The organism is Burkholderia sp. Bp8991 (assembly GCF_003853795.1).
GTDB lineage: Bacteria > Pseudomonadota > Gammaproteobacteria > Burkholderiales > Burkholderiaceae > Burkholderia.
In genome coordinates this window covers 1-16,859 of the sequence record NZ_QTQJ01000040.1, presented here as the reverse complement: position 1 = coordinate 16,859, position 16,859 = coordinate 1, and the positions used below count along the sequence as shown (strand labels likewise).

16 protein-coding genes and 1 pseudogene are annotated in these 16,859 nt (G+C 68.2%); 8 read left to right on the top strand and 9 right to left on the bottom strand.

The window, feature by feature from the left end; genetic code table 11:
• Positions 1 to 34: 34 nt before the first annotated feature.
• Positions 35 to 2,326, top strand: coding sequence for an FUSC family membrane protein (locus DIE02_RS31055; protein ID WP_124523878.1), 2,292 nt, complete (start codon positions 35 to 37; stop codon positions 2,324 to 2,326).
• 304 nt (positions 2,327 to 2,630) lie between these two features.
• Positions 2,631 to 3,998, top strand: a complete 1,368-nt coding sequence (locus DIE02_RS31050; protein WP_124487526.1) for an amino acid permease — start codon at positions 2,631 to 2,633, stop codon at positions 3,996 to 3,998.
• Positions 3,999 to 4,204: 206 nt separating this feature from the next.
• Here the strand turns inward: DIE02_RS31050 and DIE02_RS31045 are convergent, their stop codons facing one another.
• Positions 4,205 to 4,366, bottom strand: coding sequence for a hypothetical protein (locus DIE02_RS31045; RefSeq protein ID WP_124487525.1), 162 nt, complete (start codon positions 4,364 to 4,366; stop codon positions 4,205 to 4,207).
• 242 nt (positions 4,367 to 4,608) lie between these two features.
• Between DIE02_RS31045 and DIE02_RS31040 the strand changes: the two genes are divergently transcribed.
• The 3 genes from DIE02_RS31040 to DIE02_RS31030 are packed head-to-tail and all read left to right on the top strand — an operon-like array spanning position 4,609 to position 8,096.
• Positions 4,609 to 5,652, top strand: a complete 1,044-nt coding sequence (locus DIE02_RS31040) for a Fe(3+) ABC transporter substrate-binding protein (protein WP_124523876.1) — start codon at positions 4,609 to 4,611, stop codon at positions 5,650 to 5,652.
• The gene (locus DIE02_RS31035) at positions 5,642 to 7,318 is read left to right on the top strand and encodes an iron ABC transporter permease (RefSeq protein WP_124530176.1); all 1,677 of its coding nucleotides are present in this window, start codon (positions 5,642 to 5,644) and stop codon (positions 7,316 to 7,318) included. The genes DIE02_RS31040 and DIE02_RS31035 overlap by 11 nt, the downstream gene beginning before the upstream one ends.
• Before the next feature lie 4 nt (positions 7,319 to 7,322).
• Positions 7,323 to 8,096, top strand: coding sequence for an ABC transporter ATP-binding protein (locus tag DIE02_RS31030; RefSeq protein ID WP_044848023.1), 774 nt, complete (start codon positions 7,323 to 7,325; stop codon positions 8,094 to 8,096).
• Positions 8,097 to 8,190: 94 nt separating this feature from the next.
• Here DIE02_RS31030 and DIE02_RS31025 read toward each other — a convergent pair whose 3' ends face one another.
• From DIE02_RS31025 to DIE02_RS31010, 4 genes are all read right to left on the bottom strand, one after another.
• Positions 8,191 to 8,661, bottom strand: coding sequence for an Lrp/AsnC family transcriptional regulator (locus DIE02_RS31025; RefSeq protein ID WP_044848024.1), 471 nt, complete (start codon positions 8,659 to 8,661; stop codon positions 8,191 to 8,193).
• A gap of 289 nt (positions 8,662 to 8,950) precedes the next feature.
• Positions 8,951 to 9,592, bottom strand: a complete 642-nt coding sequence (locus tag DIE02_RS31020) for an NAD(P)-dependent oxidoreductase (RefSeq protein WP_124523872.1) — start codon at positions 9,590 to 9,592, stop codon at positions 8,951 to 8,953.
• A gap of 139 nt (positions 9,593 to 9,731) precedes the next feature.
• Positions 9,732 to 10,187 carry an Rrf2 family transcriptional regulator gene (locus tag DIE02_RS31015; RefSeq protein WP_124487520.1) on the bottom strand — a complete coding sequence of 152 codons (456 nt, stop codon included), beginning with the start codon at positions 10,185 to 10,187 and terminating at the stop codon, positions 9,732 to 9,734.
• 90 nt (positions 10,188 to 10,277) lie between these two features.
• The gene (locus DIE02_RS31010; RefSeq protein ID WP_124487519.1) at positions 10,278 to 10,706 is read right to left on the bottom strand and encodes a hypothetical protein; all 429 of its coding nucleotides are present in this window, start codon (positions 10,704 to 10,706) and stop codon (positions 10,278 to 10,280) included.
• A gap of 194 nt (positions 10,707 to 10,900) precedes the next feature.
• On the opposite strand from DIE02_RS31010, the gene DIE02_RS31005 reads away from it, so the two are divergent.
• The 3 genes from DIE02_RS31005 (at position 10,901) to DIE02_RS30995 (ending at position 14,833) form a co-directional block, all read left to right on the top strand.
• A complete protein-coding gene (locus DIE02_RS31005) occupies positions 10,901 to 11,236 on the top strand; it encodes a hypothetical protein (protein ID WP_124487518.1) in 336 nt (111 codons plus the stop codon).
• Positions 11,237 to 11,489: 253 nt separating this feature from the next.
• Positions 11,490 to 12,683, top strand: a complete 1,194-nt coding sequence (locus DIE02_RS31000) for an ammonium transporter (RefSeq protein WP_124523870.1) — start codon at positions 11,490 to 11,492, stop codon at positions 12,681 to 12,683.
• A gap of 191 nt (positions 12,684 to 12,874) precedes the next feature.
• A complete protein-coding gene (locus tag DIE02_RS30995; RefSeq protein ID WP_124530175.1) occupies positions 12,875 to 14,833 on the top strand; it encodes a PhoX family phosphatase in 1,959 nt (652 codons plus the stop codon).
• Between the two features lie 159 nt (positions 14,834 to 14,992).
• On the opposite strand, the gene DIE02_RS30990 is transcribed toward DIE02_RS30995, so the two are convergent.
• From DIE02_RS30990 to DIE02_RS35705, 4 genes and pseudogenes are all read right to left on the bottom strand, one after another.
• Positions 14,993 to 15,607 carry a type II secretion system protein gene (locus tag DIE02_RS30990; RefSeq protein WP_082088716.1) on the bottom strand — a complete coding sequence of 205 codons (615 nt, stop codon included), beginning with the start codon at positions 15,605 to 15,607 and terminating at the stop codon, positions 14,993 to 14,995.
• Positions 15,604 to 16,074 (bottom strand): type IV pilin protein, encoded by a 471-nt coding sequence (locus DIE02_RS30985; RefSeq protein ID WP_260441539.1) that lies wholly within the window; start codon positions 16,072 to 16,074, stop codon positions 15,604 to 15,606. Before DIE02_RS30985 ends, DIE02_RS30990 begins: the two co-directional genes overlap by 4 nt.
• A gap of 9 nt (positions 16,075 to 16,083) precedes the next feature.
• Positions 16,084 to 16,617, bottom strand: coding sequence for a type II secretion system protein (locus tag DIE02_RS30980; RefSeq protein WP_124487514.1), 534 nt, complete (start codon positions 16,615 to 16,617; stop codon positions 16,084 to 16,086).
• Between the two features lie 3 nt (positions 16,618 to 16,620).
• Positions 16,621 to 16,859: pseudogene (locus tag DIE02_RS35705) on the bottom strand (hypothetical protein); the annotation flags it as partial.

The following is a 16,859-nucleotide window of genomic DNA, read 5'->3' as shown; positions in this document are numbered from 1 at the left end:
CCCCGGGCGTCTTCGTCTGTCATTCAGCCCATCGATGCGCTATTCGGTCGAAATCAGAAAGTTTTTCTACAGCCAGTACTTTTTCGGCGGCCTGCGGATCGCGGTCGGCGTATCGCTGCCGGCCGTGCTGTGCCTGATCGTGTTTCACAACCGGGAGCTTGGCTTCACGATCTCGACCGGCGCGCTCGGCGCGTGCGTCGTCGACATGCCGGGCCCGCTGAAGTACAAGCACAACGAAATGCTCGCGTGCAGCGTGATCGGCTTCCTGGCCGCGCTCGCGACCGGCCTCGCCACGCCGAACATCTTCGCGCTGTGGCTGACGATCGTGCCGCTCACGTTCGTGCTGTCGCTGATCGTCGTCTACGGCAACCGCTGGCCGCAGATCAGCTTCGCGACGCTGTTCATGATGGTGATGACGCTCGAGGAGAAGTTCACGCCGCTGCAGGCGTTCATCAATGCCGGCTGGATTCTCGCGGGCGGCCTCTGGTACACGTACTGGGCGACGCTCGTGTCGCAATGGCAGGCGCGCCGGATCGAGCAGCAGGCGCTCGCCGAAAGCCTGTTCGCGTGCGCCGACTACCTGCTCGCGCGCGCGCGGTTCTACGATCTCGACGCCGATCTCGACGAGTGCTACCGCAATCTCGTCGCGAAGCAGATCACCGCGGTCGAAACGCAGGAAACCGCGCGCGACATCGTGTTGCGCAACCTGCCGAAGCTGCGCCGCGGCAAGCTCGATCCCGGCCGCGCGACGATGTACAACCTGTTCATCAACAGCGTCGACCTGCACGAACTGTTCGTTGGCGCACACACCGACTACCCGCTCATACGCAACACGTTCGGCGGCTCCGACCTGATCATTTTCTATCGCGACCTGATCTGCAAGGCGGCCGCCGATCTCGAGGAGATCGGTCTCGCGGTGCTCGAGAACCGCGCGCCGCATTCGCGCATCAGCGTGAAGGCCGAACTGCGCGCGATCGAGTACGAGATCGAGCTGATGCGCAAGAAGAGCTTCCCGGCCACCAACGCGGAAGCCTACGCGGCCGTGCTCGCGACGTTCCGGCGCATCTGGAGCGCGACGCGCCTGATCGACCGGATGCGCCGCAACCTGTCGGGCCATGCCGACCCGCAGCAGACCGAACTGAAGATCGACAAGGCGCTCACGCGCTTCCTGCAGCGGCGCCGGATGTCGCCCCTGCTGATCTTCTCGAACCTGAACATGCGCTCGCCGAGCTTCCGCCACGCGCTGCGCGTGACGATCGCGGTCGCGGTCGGCTTCTGGCTCGGCCGGCTGCTGCCGCTCACGAACGCGTACTGGATCGTGATGACGACCATCATCATCCTGAAGCCCGGCTACTCGCTCACCAAGCAGCGCAACGCCCAGCGTATCGTCGGCACGCTGATCGGCTGCGCGGCGAGCATCGCGCTGATCTACACGGTCAAGGAGCCGCACCTGCTGATCGCGATCATGTTCGGGTCGATGGTGATGAGCTACAGCCTGCTGCTGTTCAACTACGCGGCGAGCGTCGTATTCACGTCGTCTTATGTACTGCTGATGTTCCACCTGCTCGCGCCGGGCAGCATGCGGATCATCGGCGAGCGCGCGATCGACACGGTGGTCGGCTGCATGATCGCAATCGCCGCGAGCCGCCTGTTCCCGTACTGGGAATACCGGCTGATGGGCAAGCTCGTCAGCGACATGCTGACGTCGACCCGCAAGTATTTCGAGGCCGTCTGGCGCGCCGGGCGCGGTGCATCGCCTCCGCCGGTGCCGGCCGCCGACGGCGCGGCGGTCGTGCCGGTCGTCGCCGCGGCGATCGAGACACCGGCCGCCACCCTCGACGACGACTACCGCTACCGCCTTGCGCGCAAGGACGTGCACATCGCGTTCGCGAACCTCGGCCAGGCGTTCCAGCGGATGATGATCGAGCCGAAGGCGCACCAGCGCTTCGTGCCCGAACTGAACGACCTGCTCGTGCAGACGCACGTGCTCGGCGCGCAGATCACCGCCGCCGCCCCGCTGATCCGAAGCGCATGCGCGGCCGACGCGCACCTCGTCCACGACGATGCGCTGCGCCGCGGCCTGTCCGCCGTGCTCGAGAATCTCGAGAAGGCGGAAGCCGGCGAGCCGCCGCCGGCCGACCAGCTCGACGCGACGAAGCAGATCACGCGTGACCTCGACGCGATGGTCGTGTCCGCGGAAAAATCCGACGCGGTGGGCGCCGAGCTCACGCACGACCTGAAGGTGCTCGCGCACCAGTGCAAGCAGATGCTCGCGTCGTCGCTGCTGATCCGCAAGGACGCAAGCGTCATTCGCCTGCCCGCATGACGGCATGAAGTTGTCCCGCCGCCGGCCGCCCGCGCATGCAGGCCGGCCGGCGGCGCGCCCCGCTCCCGCAATCCCCTTCCGACGCATGCCCCGCCCGCCCCGCACGCCCCACAGGGCCCGCGCGCCCGCCGCGCGATGGCCCCACGCCCGATTCCGCCGGTTGCGCCAGTCAGGGAATACCCGATTCCGGTCACATGGCCCGGCTTGTTATCATTCGTTCACATTTAAGTTGTATAGACAACTTGAGCCATCGGGACCGGCCCCGCTCGCCCGGTCCGTCGCATAAAACGATATCGGAGACTCGATGAAAAACTTGCAGCGCCACCTGAGCGCGCGGCACATCCGCTTTCTCGCGCTGGGCTCGGCGATCGGCACCGGCCTGTTCTACGGCTCGGCGTCCGCGATCCAGCTCGCGGGCCCGGCGGTGATCCTGGCCTATATCCTGGGCGGCGCGGCCGTCTACATGGTGATGCGCGCGCTCGGCGAGATGGCCGTGCGCGAGCCCGTCGCCGGCTCGTTCGGCCACTACGCGACGGAAAACCTCGGGCCGTTCGCGGGCTTCGTCACCGGCTGGACCTACACGCTCGAAATGGTGATCGTCGCGATCGCCGACATCACCGCGTTCGGCATCTACATGGGCTTCTGGTTTCCGGACGTCCCGCAATGGATCTGGGTGCTCGGCGTCGTCGCGGTCATCTGCGGGCTGAACCTGTGCCACGTGAAGGTGTTCGGCGAGCTCGAATTCTGGCTGTCGATCATCAAGGTCGGCGCGATCGTCGCGATGATCGGCGGCGGCGTCGCGATCCTGCTGAGCGGCATGCATTTCGGCCATTCGGCCGACGCGCCGACATTCGCGAACCTGTGGAACCACGGCGGCTTCTTCCCGAACGGGATCGGCGGGTTGATCGCGTCGCTGTCGGTCGTGATCTTCGCGTACGGCGGCATCGAGGTGATCGGGATGAGCGCCGGCGAGGCGAAGGACCCGGAGCGCGTGATTCCGCGCGCGATCAACGCGGTGCCCGCGCGCATCCTGCTGTTCTACGTGCTGACGATGGTCGTGCTGATGTCGATCAGCCCGTGGACCGGCGTCGGCAGCGACGGCAGCCCGTTCGTGCAGATCTTCTCGGCGCTCGGCGTGAAGTCGGCCGCGACGATCCTCAACCTCGTGGTGATCAGCGCGGCGATCTCGGCGATCAACAGCGACATCTTCGGCGCGGGCCGGATGATGTTCGGGATGGCGCGGCAGGGCCAGGCGCCGCGCGTGCTGATGACGACGTCGCGGCACGGCGTGCCGTGGGTCACGGTGCTCGTGATGGCCGGCGCGCTGCTGGTCGGCGTGCTGCTCAACTACCTGATGCCGAAGGACGTGTTCCTGGTGGTCGCGGCGATCGCGACGTTCGCGACCGTGTGGGTGTGGCTGATGATCCTGCTGTCGCAGGTCGCGATGCGCCGTCGCCTGTCGAGCGCGGAAGTCGCGGCGCTGAAGTTCAAGGTGCCGCTGTGGCCCGTCGCGCCCGCGCTGACGATCGCGTTCATGGGCTTCGTGATCGTGATGCTCGGCTGGTTCGAGGATACGCGTGTCGCGCTCTACGTCGGCGCGGCATGGCTCGCGCTGCTCGCGGCCGTGTTCTACGCTCGGATCCGCCCGAAGTTTGCGCCTGCGTCACGATGACGCACGCCTGATCCTTGCATGCGGCGCGCCGGCTTCGGCGCCCGCGTCTCTCCCGGCACGGCGCGACGCCTCGCGCATCGCCCGCCGCGGCTTCTACCCTTCCCGCCGTTTCCGCGCATCGCCGGCTGCCCGACCGGGCCACGAAGCGATCATGCGCATCCGCATCCGCGTTGGCATCCGCGTTGGCGTTGGCGTCGGCGTCGGCGTCAGTGCGACGCGGCGCTCGCGGCCTCGGCCGGATGGGCCTCGTCGTACGCACGCTTCTGCGAGATCGCGTTGTACAGGATCGTCCCGATCACGAACAGCACGACCACGACGATCAGGATGCTCACGTTGCGGACAGGGTTCTTCTTGCGCTGATCGTTCATGGTCGGTGCGGCTCCGTCGAATTCGTTGAAGCGGGCATTCTACGCGCTTGCGCCCGTGCCGCGACGCCCCGTCGCCGTGCCCCTCCCCGTTCCTTCCGAAGCACTTTCCATCACCTTTCATTTGATAATCATTCCCATTTCGATCTAGAATCCGAAACTTTCGCTTTGTAATGTTTCGGGTCGCTCGGGCGGCAGGCTCGCCCCGGAACGCTTCCTCGTCCGCCTGCCTCATTGGAGTCTCCATGTCGAATCCGCGCACATGCCTGCTGCCGCTCGCCGGCGCCCTCGCCCTTGCCGCCGCCACATTCGCGCCGCTGGCCCACGCGGCCGAGGAGGTGAGCCTGTACACCACCCGCGAACCGAAGCTGATCCAGCCGCTGATCGACGCGTTCACGAAACAGAGCGGCGTCAAGGTCAATACGGTGTTCGTGAAGGACGGCCTGCTCGAGCGCGTGAAGGCGGAAGGCACGCAGTCGCCGGCGGACGTGCTGATGACGGTCGACATCGGCAACCTGCTCGATCTCGTCGACGGCGGGCTCGCGCAGCCGGTGCGCTCGAAGGTGCTCGACGACGCGATCCCAGCGAACCTGCGCGGCGCGCAGGGCGACTGGTACGCGCTGTCGCTGCGCGATCGCGTGCTGTACGTGGAGAAGGACCTGAAGGTCGACGCGTTCCGCTACGAGGATCTCGCCGATCCGAAATGGAAGGGCAAGGTCTGCATCCGCTCGGGGCAGCATCCGTACAACACGGCACTCGTCGCGGCGATGATCGCGCACGACGGCGAAGCCGCGACCGAAAAGTGGCTGCGCGGCGTGAAGGCGAACCTCGCTCGCAAGGCGACGGGCGGCGACCGCGACGTCGCGCGCGACATTCTCGGCGGCATCTGCGACGTCGGCCTCGCGAACGCGTACTACGTCGGTCACATGAAGAACGCGGAAGCCGGCAGCGACGCGCGCAAGTGGGGCGACGCGATCAAGGTCGTGCGGCCGACGTTCGCGAACGCGAAGAGCGGCGGCACGCACGTCAACATCAGTGGCGCGACGGTCGCGAAGCACGCGCCGCACAAGGCCAACGCGGTGAAGCTGCTCGAGTACCTCGTGTCGCCGGAAGCGCAGGCGCTGTATGCGCAGGCGAACTACGAATACCCGGTGCGCGCGAACGTGAAGCTCGACCCGGTGATCGCGAGCTTCGGTACGCTGAAGGTCGACCCGCTGCCGCTGGCCGACATCGCGAAGCACCGCAAGGCGGCCAGCCAGCTCGTCGACAAGGTCGGCTTTGACAACTGATGCAGCGTTCGTCCGCGCGCGCCGCCGGCCGCTCGGTTCGCGCGCGGGCAGCCTCTGGCTGGGCGCGGCCGTCGCGATCGCCGCGGTGGTCGCCGCGCCGCTCGCGGTGCTGGTCGCCGCCGCGCTCGGCGCCGATCTCGCGCACTGGCAGCACCTCGCCGAATTCGTGCTGCCGCAGGCGCTCGTCAATACGCTGCTGCTGCTCGCGGGCGTCGGCGCGATTGTCACGGTCGTCGGCACCGGCTGCGCGTGGCTCGTCACCGCGTACGATTTTCCGGGCCGCCGGATGCTGACCTGGGCGCTGCTGCTGCCGCTCGCGGTGCCCACCTACATCGTCGCGTTCGCGTATCTCGACCTGCTCCACCCGATCGGCCCCGTGCAGGGCGCGATCCGCTGGCTGCTCGGCTTCGACAGCCCGCGCCAGCTCCGCCTGCCCGACCTGCGTTCGCTGCCCGGCGCGATCTTCGTGCTCGGCTTCGTGCTGTATCCGTATGTGTACCTGAGCACGCGCGCGATGTTCGTCACGCAGTCCGCGAGCCTGCTCGAAGCCGCGCGCACGCTCGGCGCCGGACGCATCGCGACGTTCTGGCGCGTCGTCGTCCCGCTCGCGCGGCCCGCGATCGCGGTCGGCGTGAGCCTCGCGCTGCTCGAAACGCTGAACGACATCGGCGCATCGGAATTCCTCGGCGTGCAGACGCTGACCGTATCGGTCTACACCACGTGGATCACGCGCTCCGATCTCGCGGGCGCCGCGCAGATCGCGCTCGCGATGCTCGCGATCGTGGTCGGCATGATCGTGCTCGAACGCCACGGGCGCCGCCGCCAGCGCTACGCGCACGGCCGCCGCATGCGTCCGCTCGCACCGCGCAGGCTGACGGGCGCGGCCGCGTGGAGCGCCGCCACGCTCGGCTGGCTGCCGGTGCTGCTCGGCTTCGGCGCGCCGGCCGCGTACCTCGCGGTCGAGACCGGCAAGCGGCTGCATCTCGTCGGCGGCGTATCCGCGCAGTTGCTGACCGGGCTTGCGAATACGCTGACGATCGCCGCCGCCGCAACGGTCGCGACGCTCGCATGCGGGCTGGTCGTCGCGTGGGCGGCGCGCGCGCAGCGCGACAGCGCGCGCGCGGGCCCGGCCCGCGTGTGCGCGCGAATCGCGAGCCTCGGCTACGCGGTGCCGGGCACCGTGCTCGCGATCGGCCTGCTGATCCCGTTCGCGGCCGCCGACCGGCTGCTGAGCGCCGCGCTCGGCCGCGACGGGCTGCTGCTGATGGGGTCGGCGGCCGCGCTCGTGATCGCGTACACCGTGCGCTTTCTCGCGATCTCGGCCGGCAGCATCGAAGCCGGCCTCGCGCGCATTCCGCCATCGCTCGAACAGGCCGCGCGCTCGCTCGGCGAGACGGCCGGCGGCACGCTGCGCCGCGTGCACCTGCCGCTGCTGCGGCCCGCGCTCACGACGAGCGCGCTGCTCGTGTTCGTCGATGCGATGAAGGAGCTGCCGGCGACGCTGCTGCTGCGTCCGCTGAATTTCGACACGCTCGCGACCTGGCTGTATGCGGAAGCCGCGCGCGGCACCTACGAGGAAGGCGCGGTCGCCGCGCTCGCGATCGTGCTGGCCGGGCTCGTGCCCGTGATCCTGCTCGCGCGCACCCGTCACAAGATCGGAGCCTGACACCGTGAACCTGCTCGAACTCGACGACCTCTGCGTCGCCTACGATACGCCGCACGGCCGCCGCTCGGTGGTCGACGGGCTGAGCCTCGCGCTGCCGCGCGGCGACATCGGCTGCCTGCTCGGCGCATCGGGCTGCGGCAAGACCACCGTGCTGCGCGCGATCGCGGGCTTCGAGCCCGTGCGCATGGGGCGCATCGTGCTGGACGGCACGCCCGTCTCGGCGCCGTCGCTCGACGTGCCGCCCGAGCGGCGGCGCATCGGCATGATGTTCCAGGACTATGCGCTGTTCCCGCACCTGAGCGCGGCCGACAACGTCGCGTTCGGCCTGCGGCGCATGCCGAAGGCCGAGCGGCGCGCCCGCGTCGCGGACCTGCTCGAACTCGTCGGCCTCGCCGCGTCAGGCAGCGCGTATCCGCATGAACTGTCGGGCGGCCAGCAGCAGCGCGTCGCCCTCGCCCGCGCGCTCGCGCCGTCGCCGGAGCTGCTGCTGCTCGACGAGCCGTTCTCGAATCTCGACGTCGATACGCGCGAGCGGCTCGCGTTCGAGCTGCGCGACATCCTCAAGCGCACGGGTCACACCGCGATCCTCGTCACGCACAACCAGGCTGAAGCGTTCGCGATCGCCGACCGGATCGGCGTGATGAAGGACGGCCGGCTCGCGCAATGGGACACGCCGTACGCGCTGCATCACCATCCGGCCAGCCCGTTCGTCGCGGAGTTCGTGCGCCGCGACGCGCTGGCGGACGAACGTGCACGCGCCATGTCGCGCGGCCGCTGAGCGGGCCATTACGACGACGTCGGGCCACGGCGGCGGGAACACGCAACCCGCCCGCACCGACGCGATGCGCCACGACGCATTGCCGTCCCCCGCGCTACGCCGGCTCGGCCAGATCGCGCACCGGCAGCGCGGTCGAATACTTGATCTGCTCCATCGCGAACGACGAGCTCACGTCGAACAGCGGCACCGCGCGGATCAGTTGCTTGTACACGCGATCGAAATCGTCGATGCCGGCCACCACCACCCGCAGCAGATAGTCGGTCTCGCCGCTCATCCGGTAGACCTCGACGACTTCCGGCATGTCGCACACGACCTGCGTGAAACGCTGCGCCCACTCCTCGGTGTGCTGGTTCGTGCGGATCGCGACGAACACGGTCGTGCCGACCCCGAGCTTGCGCGGATCGCACAGCGCGACCTGCGCGCGGATCGCGCCGGTTTCCTTGAGCCGCTGCACGCGCTTCCAGCAGGGTGTCTGCGACAGGTTCACGCGCTGCGCGAGTTCCGCGATCGGCAATGTGGCATCTGCCTGCAACAGCTCCAGCAGCTTGCGATCGATGGCATCCATTTACCCAGTCCCTCGTAGATAGAAATTTTTTCTATGCATCCTGCATGACGGGGAACAATATGGAAACCGCTGCGCGGCGTCGACCGGGATAAATACCAATCAGGCGGGGAAGGATCCGCGTCGCGCACGGGTCGCGTGCACGTCGGTCCATGAATCATCGGCGCCCATACGAAAACGGGCGATTCCACCCGTCGAGATGGAATCGCCCGTGGTCACTGCGGCTGCGCTGCCCGCCGCGCGCCGCTCACGGCGAATGCGGCACTTGCGTGCCGCCTCGCCACGATGCCGCTCAATACGCGACGGTCGCGATCTCGCGCACGAAGCTGTCTTGTTCGAGCGCATCGACGAACGCGACCGCGTAGTCTTCCGCCGAGATCCTGCTGTTGCCCTGCGCGTCCACGATCAGCTTGCCGACGCCCGTGCGGAACGTGCCCGTGCGCTCGCCCGGTGCGATCAGCGCGGCCGGCGCGAAGAACGTCCAGTCGAGATCGCCGACCGTCTTCAGATAGTCGAGCGCGTCGCGGTGCGCGAGCGCGACCGCCTTGTACGCGTCCGGGAAACCTTCGGTGTCGACCAGCTGCTTGCCCGGCGCGACCTCGAGCGACCCGGCGCCACCCACCACCACGAGCCGCTTCAGGCCCGCCTGGCGCGTGCTTTCCACCAGCGCCTTCGCCGCGGCGACGACCTTGGCGGGATCGTCCTGTTTCGGGCTGTACGCGCTGGCGACGACGTCGTGGCCCGGCAGCGCGGCCGCGATGCTGGCCGCATCGAACAGGTCGGCCGCCTTCGCGGTGATGCCGTCGGCCGCCGCCGCCGGATGGCGCGACAGCGCGGTCACGCGATGGCCGCGGCGCGCGGCTTCCGCGGCAATGCGCGAGCCGATCATCCCGGTGGCGCCAAACAGTGCGATGTTCAAGGAACGTTGCGTCATGTCGATTCTCCAGAAATAAATAAGTAACTACAGCAATTACATATAAGACCGAAAAAAAACGGAGCCGCACTCCGTCGTGCCGGGCGCCACGCAATGCGCGCCATCCGGCCTCCTGCCCTGCCTCATCCGCTGCCTGCGCTCAGCCGCTCGCGTTCCCCGCCGGCCGGCCGCGCTGCTCCGATGCGAGCACGTCGGCCGTGACGTCCGCGAGCGTGCGCGTGGCAAGCGATGCTTCCATCGCGCGCTGCGCGTCGCCGATATAGTCGATCAGCACGCCCTGGATGTGCCGCCCGACGAGACACGCGGGATTCGGCGCCTCGCGGTGCAGCGCGAACAGCTGCGCGTCGTCGACCGCTCGATACACGTCGAGCAGCGTGATCTCGCCCGGCTCGCGCGCCAGCAGCGCCCCGCCGCCCGCGCCGAGCTGCGACGTGGTCAGCCCCGCGGCCGCCAGCATCGACAACAGGCGGCGAATCAGCGCCGGATTCGTGTTCACGCTGCCCGCGATGATGTCGGACGACAGCGGCGCGCCTTCCTGCATCGACAGCAAGGCGAGCACGTGAACGGCAAACGCGAACCGGCTGCTGGTATTCATTCCTCACTCACTCGGCGACGCCGGCCCGAACGGCAGCCGGCGACAATGTGTAACCACTATAATTACATTTCGCGAATTGCGCAAGGCCCGCTACTCGCCGCTGGCCGGCTTCGCACCCGACGCGTTCTGCTGACTCCACTGCTGAAGCTTCTTGCCGGCCTCCGCGATCTTCGCGCCGGCTTCCGATGCCGCGTGCGCGACGACCGCGGAAGCGGCCGCATCGATCTGCGCCTGCGCGGCGGACGCGAGGCCGCTCGCGGACAGCGGCGGCACGGCCGATGCCGCGCTCGCGATGCCGGCCTTCGCGGCGTTGATCTGCTGGTTGACGGTGCTCGCCACCTGGTCGAGCGCCTTGGCCGCGTTGTTTGCGGCATCGGCGGCCGCGCTCGCGGCCGTATCGGGTTGCGTGGCCGGCGTGCCGGACTTTTCGCAGCCTGCGAGCAACAATACCGCGCCGACGGCCGCGGCCGCCAGCACGGACCCGGGCATGCGACGCGCCCGCGAAGTCTTCATCTTCATCAGCAATCTCCGGCCGTGCGCCGCACGGCCTGCAGGGTTGGACCGGTGTCGATGATACCGCCTGTGGAACAGGGCCAATGCCGACTCCCGATTAAAAATGCCTTTCAATTTCGGACTTGTCTGATTCAATCGCACGCGCGCCAGCACTAAAGTGAGCAGGCTTCCATTCGCTCCACCCGCTTTCCGCTTTCTTCATGGCTTTCCTCATCGACTGGTTCATCACGCTGGCCGCCGTGCTCGCCGCCACCCTGTTCCTGTGCCTTCGCTCACCCTCCGCGGCACGCCTGCGTGACGCCGGGCGCCCGCGCCGCGTCGCCTGCGCCCGGCTGCTCGTGCAGGCGGTGATCGGCTTCTGGACGGCGGCGCTGATCGTGCTGCAAGGCATCCTCGGCCCCGCCGGCGACGACCAGTCGTACGCGGGCCTCGCCGCGCTTTCGTTCGCGGCGCTCGGGCTCTCGGCCGTCGCCGCCTACTGGTCCGCGAGCGCGTGGCGGCTGCGGCGCCCGCGCGCGCTGTTCGCGCGCCGCTGACGCGCCAGACCGGTGCATCGCGGCGCACCACGCCGCACCGCGGCGCGCATCGTACGCACCAGTTGCGCACGTACCGCACCACACACGTGCATCCGTCACGGCATTCGCGCCGCACGCGGCCTGCCCCGTCATCGTGCAGGCATCACCGGAATGCCGCACCAAACGGCGCTTCGCACCAATTGCACGCAGCCGTTCACCAAGTTGGCTCGATACTTGCGTTCCTCGCCCGTTTTTTGCGCAAGGAAGCCACGGCATGGATGGTCTGAAATCCGGCGTCGATACACTGTTCCTGTTGATCGGCGCCGTCATGGTGCTCGCGATGCACGCGGGCTTCGCATTTCTCGAGCTCGGCACGGTCCGCAAGAAGAACCAGGTCAACGCGCTCGTGAAGATCCTGGTCGACTTCTCGGTGTCGACGCTCGCGTACTTCTTCATCGGCTATACGATCGCGTACGGCGTCGAGTTCTTCGACGACATCGGCACGCTGTCGCAGCACAACGGCTACGCGCTCGTGCGCTTCTTCTTCCTGCTCACGTTCGCGGCGGCGATCCCCGCGATCGTGTCCGGCGGCATCGCGGAGCGCGCGAAATTCAATCCGCAGCTCGTCGCGACGCTGATCATCGTCGGCTTCATCTATCCGTTCTTCGAAGGGATCGCATGGAACGAACGCTTCGGCGTGCAAGCCTGGCTCACGCACGCATTCGGCGCGCCGTTCCACGATTTCGCGGGCTCGGTCGTCGTGCACGCGTTCGGCGGCTGGGTCGCGCTGCCGGCCGTGCTGCTGCTCGGCGCCCGCCACGGCCGCTATGCGAAGGATGGCCGGATCGCCGCGCATCCGCCGTCGAACATCCCGTTCCTCGCGCTCGGCGCGTGGGTGCTCGCGGTCGGCTGGTTCGGCTTCAACGTGATGAGCGCGCAGACGCTCGACAAGATCAGCGGCCTCGTCGCCGTGAACTCGCTGATGGCGATGGTCGGCGGCACGCTCGCCGCGTGGATGGCCGGCCGCAACGATCCGGGCTTCACGTACAACGGCCCGCTCGCGGGCCTCGTCGCCGTCTGCGCCGGCTCCGACGTGATGCACCCGATCGGCGCGCTCGTCACGGGTGCCGCGGCCGGCGCACTGTTCGTCGCGATGTTCACCTGCGTGCAGAACAAGTGGCGCATCGACGACGTGCTCGGCGTGTGGCCGCTGCACGGCATGTGCGGCGCGCTCGGCGGCATTGCCGCCGGCGTGTTCGGGCAACCCGCGCTCGGCGGCCTCGGCGGCGTGTCGTTCGTGTCGCAGCTGATCGGCACGCTCGGCGGCATCGCGATCGCCACCGCGGGCGGCACGCTCGTGTACGGCGCGCTGAAGGCGACCGTCGGGCTGCGCCTCGATCGCGAAGCCGAATTCGACGGTGCCGACCTGTCGATCCACCGCATCTCGGCGACGCCCGAGCGCGACTGAGCGCAAAGGCTTGCGACCGGCGTCCGGCAGCCCGCCTGACGGACGCCCGACACATCATTACGTTTTCTATTCAAAAAACTTTCATCTAGCGTCCCTACACTTCTGTCCAGTTTTCAACTTGCCTTCGCCTTGCTTGCTGATCGCCTGCTTCGCGGAAGGCCATTCTTCCAATATCTGAAACTGGACTCCACATGCCCGCGTTGCCCAATGCTTCCCGTCGTCAGGCCCTGAAGATCCTCGCCGGCGCGCCCATGCTGCCCCTCTCCGGCCTCGCGCTGCCGGCCTTGCTGACCGGCTGCGGCGGCGACGACAATCCGGTGGCGGCGACGCCGGCCGCCGCGTACACGTCGGCGGCGTTCTCGGCGATGGCCGCGCCCACGCTCGACAACGCGGCCGCGATGGCCACGACGACGGTCGGCTCGACGCTGTCGGTGTCGTTCTCGGACGGCTCGTCGCGCAACTTCAAGCTCGCGTACCGGCCGTTCTTCGTGACGGGGGACATGGTGCCGGACGGCAAGGGCGGCACGACGCTCGCAGGCGGCTATTACGACATCAACAACCAGCCGATCATCGACCGCTCGGTGGCGGGCAAGGAGCGCCAGTTCTACTCGGACTGCCCGGACGGCAGCTCGCTGCTGACGCTGAAGAACGCCAGCGTCGCCGGCGTGAAGGGCAACACGGTCTTCGCGGTCGTGCAGTTCGAATACACGACGCGCGACCAGGCAAGCGCGTCGCAGTACGGCCAGCTGCCGTCGCCGATCGCGGTGATCACGCTCGACCAGGATCCGTCCAGCGGCGCGCTGAAGGTCGTCAAGTATCACAACGTCGACACGTCGAAGGCGCACGGCCTGTGGATCACGTGCGGCGCGAGCCTGTCGCCGTGGGGCACGCACCTGTCGAGCGAGGAATACGAGCCGGATGCGACGAAGGCCGCGACCGACGCGCAGTTCAAGGCATTCAGCCGGAACACGTTCGGCGACGAGACGAAGGCGAACCCCTACCACTACGGCCACCTGCCCGAGATCACGGTGAATCCGGACGGCACCGGCACGGTGAAGAAGCACTACTGTCTCGGCCGCATCTCGCACGAGCTGATCCAGGTGATGCCGGACCAGCGCACCGTGATGATGGGTGACGACGCCACCAACGGCGGCCTGTTCATGTTCGTCGCCGACAAGGCGGCCGACCTGTCGGCCGGCACGCTGTACGTCGCGAAGTGGACGCAGACGTCGTCCGCCGGCGCGGGCAGCGCGACGCTCACGTGGATCAAAATCGGACACGCGACGAGCAGCGAGATCGAGACGCTCGCGAACACGCTGAAGGCGTCGGACATCATGGACCTGACGACGACCGACCCGAACGACGCGAGCTACACGACGATCCACTTCGGCGGCAAGTTCAACTGGATGCGCGTGAAGCCCGGGATGGAAAAGGCGGCCGCGTTCCTCGAGACGCACCGCTACGCGGCGCTGATCGGCGGCAGCATGGCGTTCACGAAGCTCGAAGGCACGACGGTCAACGCGAAGGACAAGATCGTCTACACGGCGATGTCGCGGATCGAGACGTCGATGGTCAAGGGCAATGCGGTGTCGCGCGACGTCGCGGTGGACAAGAAGATCGCCGCGGGCGCCGTCTACGCGCTGAACCTGAAGGCCGGCCAGCGCGACACGTCGGGCAGCGCGATCGACAGCGAGTGGGTGCCGGTCGACATGAGCGCGCCGGCCGCGCTCGTCGGCGAGGACCTCGCCGCGGCCGATGCGCTCGGCAACCTCGCGAACCCGGACAAGATCGCGAACCCCGACAACCTGAAGTTCTCCGAAAAGCTGCGCACGCTGTTCATCGGCGAAGACTCGGGCATGCACGTGAACAACTTCCTGTGGGCGTACAACGTCGACACGAAATCGCTCGCGCGCGTGCTGTCGTGCCCGGCCGGCGCCGAATCGACGGGCCTGCACGCGGTCGACGAGATCAACGGCTGGACCTACGTGATGAGCAACTTCCAGCACGTGGGCGACTGGGAGACGCCGCTGCACGACAAGGTCAAGGCGACGCTCGACCCGCTCGTGCGCGCGAACTACAAGGACCGCTTCGGTGCCAGCGTCGGCTACCTGACCGCCGAGCCGACCAGCATCAAGCTCGCGAAGGCCTGAGCCACCTAACCGGGCGTCCCTGGCCGGGCGCCCCTGGCCGGGCGCCTCTTTCTTCATCACGTTTCATTCGTCGGCGCTCCACGCCGTTTTACGCGCGATGCCCGTTGCGGGCGTCGCGCTTTTTGCGTGCGGCCTGTATCGCGTGGTGCCGAATCCGCGTCAACGCAGGCCCGTCGGCACCTGTCCGGGCAGCGAGCCGCCCGGAAAACCGGACAGGCTCGGCGCACTGGCCGGCCGCGCCGGCGCCGCCGGCGACGCTTCGTCGGCCGATGCGGCCATACCCGGTGCGAGGTAAAGAAACTTCCATTGCCGATAGGTTTCGAGGCCCTCGAAGTCCCTGTATCGATCCGGGAATCCCGCGCGCTTGATCGGCGCGCCATCCGAGCTGCTGGATACGCCGTAGAACCGGTCGGCCCGCCACAGGAACGACCAGTCGTTCTTGCCGCTGACCGGATCCGGATATGCGCGGCGCAGATGATGCATGGGCGTGGCAAAGCGCGTATCGTCCAGCAGGTCGTCGACCGTTTGCGGATATACGCGCCCGACACGGTAGTACGCGACGATGGCCCTGCGGTACTGGTCGCCGACGAACAGCAATTGCCGCTCCTGTTCGCGGCGCCGCTGCAGCGACCAGACGTCCAGCGCGCCGGCCAGCGCGATCGACATCAGCATCAGCGCGATCAGCAGCGCGAGCAGCACGAGCCCGCGCTGCCGCCCGCCGCGCAGGCGGGCATGCATCGCACGCGCGCGCGCGGCCCGGCCGGACCGGCTCATTTCACAGCTCCGGCCACGCCCGCCGTTGCCGCCGTTGCCGCCGTTGCCGCCGTTGCCGCCGTTCCCGCCGTTCCCGCCGTTCCCGCCGTTCCCGCCACGCCCGGCGGCGCGCCTTGCACACCGCTCGCGGGCCCCACGTCGTAGACGCCCGGCTTGGTCTCGTCCGGCGATGCGATCGTCGCCCATTTGTCGTCGCCGTTCACCGGATCGACCGGAACCGCCCGCAAGTAGTGCTTCGCGACCAGTTCGTCGAGCGTGTCGGGGTATTGCCCGTTGTCACCGTAATACTGGTCGATCGCATTGCGCATCACCGCGAGGTTCTGCCGCCGCACCTGTTCCTTCCCGCGCTCGATGCTGTGCATGTAGCGCGGCACGGCCAAGGTCAGAAGCAGCCCGATGATGGCCATCACGACCACGATTTCGATCAGCGTAAAGCCGCGGATCCTGCGCATGCGAGCGGGTTTCATGATGAACCGTCACCATTGTTTGTACGGAATGCCGTTGATGCCGACACGAGCGGATTTCGAGGTCACGTCGAACACGTCCTTGCCGGGCTCCATGGCGGCAGGAGCCGCGTCGGCCGACGGGTCCGGCGGCGTGCCGTACGCGCGCACATCCCAGGTGTCCTCGGCCGGCGTATCGGGATCGCCGGCGAAGAACGGATCGCGCGGCACGCGGCGCAGGAACGTCATCATGCCGCCCTTCGGGTCGCGGACGTTCTTCACGCCCGTCACGAGCACGGCCAGCGACGGCGGATAGCCGGACGCTTCCGCCTCCTTTTCGATCTGCCCCGCATCGCTCGCATCCTTGTACGCATCGAGCGCCGTGCGAATCTCGCGCAACGCGGCACTCAGTTCCTGCTCCTTCTGACGCTGCACGATCAGTTCGGAGAACGGCATGATCGCGAGCGCGAGGATCGACACGAGCGCGAGGGTGATGACCATCTCGATCAACGTGAAGCCGCGCCGGCCGACGCGGCCAATGCGAGGCGCTGCGCGGCGGGCGTTCACGGCTCACTTCCCGATCGGGCGAAGCGGGTTTTCGTTCGGGATATCGCCCGCCGGCATCTGCAGCGTCGGAGCGGGCGACGCCGGCGCGGCGGCCGGCGCATTGGCCGCCGCGGCCGCCTGCTCGGCCGGTGCCGGCGACGCAACCGGCGTCACGGTGGTGCCCGGCGCGGGCGCCACTTCATTGCCCGCCGGCGCGGCCGCCTGCGCCGCGCCGCCAGCCGGCTGCTCCGCCGCGGCGGTCC